A 573-nucleotide genomic window follows, 5' to 3' on the forward strand; every position below is an offset into this window, starting at 1 on the left:
GTACACACTCTGCCCCACTATCGATGAGCTGAACCTTTGGTCCCATGACATTTTGGATGATAGGGCGAAGGAGTGGGTAATGGGTACAACCCAAAATCAGGCTATCCACCTTGCCGACCAAGGGACGCAGAGTTTCATAGACCACTTTCTTAGTAACACTGGTTGACAGGGCACCAGACTCCACCAAGGGAGCAAGCTTGGGACAGGCCAAACTCTCCACCTGTAAATCCGGATCCAGATCATGGATTTTCTGACGGTAGATGTCTGATTGGACCGTCATGGGTGTTCCAATGACCCCGATTTTCCCACCTTGACTGGACTTGATAGCTGCCGAAGCTCCTGGCAAAATCACACCTAGGACAGGAATGTCTAGTTGGGCCTTGATTTCTTCCCAAACGACCGCAGTCGCAGTGTTACAAGCTATGACAATCATTTTGACATCCTTGGTCAAGAGAAAGTTGACCAACTGCCAAGTATATTCACGAATTTGCTCAGCAGGACGGGGACCATAGGGCGCCCGTGCCGAATCTCCAATATAGACGATTTCTTCATGGGGAAGCTGGCGCATGAGCT

General features: G+C 50.1%; 1 protein-coding gene. It reads right to left on the bottom strand.

Going from position 1 to position 573, the window contains the following annotated elements; translation table 11 throughout:
• The coding region (gene racE / locus GMD4S_RS12585) for a glutamate racemase (RefSeq protein ID WP_000675019.1) at nt 1–573 on the bottom strand (573 nt) is incomplete at both ends.

The organism is Streptococcus sp. GMD4S (genome assembly GCF_000296955.1).